Raw genomic sequence first — 2,425 nt, 5'->3', positions numbered from 1 at the left:
GGCGATGCCTTCGCCGTCGTCGATGACCTCGACCACCGCGACGTCCGGCCGCTCGGTCCGGACGATCACCGTCACCGCCGACACCGCGTGCCGGTCGGCGTTGTCGATCAGGTTGGTCAGCAGCCGGTCGGCGACGGTCAGCGAGCCGCCGTGCGCCTCGGCGATGTCGCGGGAGATCGCCAGGCCGAGGCCGGTGCCGCCGGCGTCGCGGTGCCGGCCCTCGGTCAGCCGGGTGAACCGCTCGAACACCCGCTCGCGGTCCGCCGGGGCGATGCCTTCGCCGTCGTCGATGACCTCGACCACCGCGACGTCCGGCCGCTCGGTCCGGACGATCACCGTCACCGCCGACACCGCGTGCCGGTCGGCGTTGTCGATCAGGTTGGTCAGCAGCCGGGCCAGCTCGCCCCGCCCGCCGTTCACCCGGACCGGCCCCTCCGACCGCACCGTCACCTGGGCCCGGCGGGGACGGCCCAGGACCTCGTGGTCGGTCAGCTCCGTCAGGTCCACGACCTCGCGCTCGAAGTTCCTGTCGGCCTCCAGTCGCGCCAGCGCCAGCAGGTCGTCCACCACCGCGGCCACCCGGTCGGTGTTGCTGAGGACGGCCCGCAGCGTGTCGGGCAGGTCGGCGTCGTCCGGGTCGGCCAGCGCCAGCTCCAGCTCCATCCGCAGCCCGGCGAGCGGGCTGCGCAGCTCGTGGGAGACGTCGGAGACGAACGCGCGCTGCCGCGCGACCGCCCGCTCCAGCCGGTCCAGGGTCGCGTTGACGCTCTCGGCGAGCAGCGCCACCTCGTCGCGGCGCGGCGGCACCGGCACGCGGCGCTCCAGGTCGGTGGCGGTGATCTCGTCCAGCTCGCGGCGGATCTCGTCCACCGGACGGAGCGTGCGGCCCGCCGACCGCCACGTGCCGTGGCCGACGAGCCCGGTGATGAGCGGGATGCCGAGCGCCAGCAGCACGGCCAGCAGCGGATGCGGCAGCAGCCCGGGCTCGGGGCCGAGCGTGTAGACGAGCCTGTGGCCCGGCCCCATGCCCACGCGGTACACCACGGTCAGGAAGCACGGCCCGCCCGGCGCGTCCACGTCGCAGCTCCGGCCGTCGCGGCGGTCGTCGTCGGCGGGCGGCGGCGGGAGCCGGACGGACGGACGGCCCTCCATGCGCGTGCTGGCCGCGACCACCCGGCCGCGCGCGTCCACGACCTGCTGCAGATCGTCCTCGGAGGCGTAGATGTGCGCGGTCAGCGTCCCGGAGTGGATCACGGTCACCACCCGGCGGCCCTCCCGCGCCAGGTCCCGCTCGACGGCGGCGGTCGCGTCGCGCCTGACCAGCACGAGCACGACCGCGTACAGCGCCGTGGACAGCAGGAACGCGGTCAGCGCGGCCGACAGCGTCACCCGTACCCGGATCTGCGGGTGCCGCAGCGCGACCCACCGGATGAGGCGGGTCAGGCCCTTGGCGGACGGACGGGGCCGGACACGGATGACGGCCTCCCTGGTGCGCGTGCCTTTACCCGTTGTTCCTTGCCGGACCAGGGCAAACGCGACCGCGGGGCGGGTAAAAACATTCCCTGGCTAGTCCTGGTCGACTCCCCAGCGGACGCGGATGGCCCGGTCGACGGCGCCGAAGAGCTGGTCGACCACGATGCCGATGATCAGGATCACGATCATGAAGGAGATCATGTCGGCGGTGTTGTTCAGCTCCCGGGCGTCCGAGAGCAGCACGCCGAGCGAGGTGGTGTCGCCGATGCGGACCAGCAGCTCGCCGGCCATCAGGCTCCGCCAGGCGAACGCCCAGCCCTGCTTGAGGCCCGCCACGAACGACGGCAGCGAGGCCGGCATGATCAGGTGCCGGTACAGGTTCAGGCGGCGCAGGCCCATCACCTTGCCGGCGCGCAGCAGGATCGGCGGGGTGTAGTCGACGCCCGCGATCAGCCCGTTGGCGATCGAGGGGGCCGCGCCGAGCACGACCACGAACAGGATCGCGCTCTCGCTGAGCTTGAACAGCAGGATCGCGAGCGGGAACCACGCGATCGACGGCATCGTCTGGAGCCCGGTGATCAGCGACCCGAACGCGCGGCGCAGCACCCGGAACTGCGACACCAGCGCGCCGATCAGCACGCCGATCGCTACCGCGACGGCGAACCCGATCACCGCCCGCTGCATGGTCAGGCCGACCGCCTCCCAGAACGGGGAGCTCGTGACCTGGTCCCAGAAGACCGGCAGGGTGTCCTTGGGGCCGGGCAGGACCCACGGCTTCCTCCAGCCGCTCCACACCACCAGCTGCCACGCGGTGATCGCGATCAGGACGGCGACGAGCATCGGCCACGTGGCCGACCACGCCCGCAGGAGCAGCTTGCTCCGCGGGCCGCCGCCGAGTTCCAGCGCGTCCAGTCCGGCCAGCTCCCGTTCCAGCCGCCCGCTGGGCCCCTCC

2 protein-coding genes are annotated in these 2,425 nt (G+C 73.3%); both read right to left on the bottom strand.

Annotation, left to right across the window (positions count from 1 at the left end):
* On the bottom strand, positions 1-1,389 hold a 1,389-nt coding region (locus E1298_RS46230), incomplete at its 3' end, for a sensor histidine kinase (RefSeq protein ID WP_243726254.1).
* Positions 1,390-1,566: 177 nt separating this feature from the next.
* Entirely contained in the window at positions 1,567-2,406 is an 840-nt protein-coding gene (locus E1298_RS46225; protein WP_131903701.1) for an ABC transporter permease, read from the bottom strand.
* Positions 2,407-2,425 lie beyond the last annotated feature (19 nt).

It is taken from the genome of Actinomadura rubrisoli (genome assembly GCF_004349215.1).
Taxonomy (GTDB): domain Bacteria; phylum Actinomycetota; class Actinomycetes; order Streptosporangiales; family Streptosporangiaceae; genus Spirillospora; species Spirillospora rubrisoli.
The sequence above is the reverse complement of the archived record's forward strand: the minus strand, read 5'-3'. Positions and strand labels throughout refer to the sequence as shown.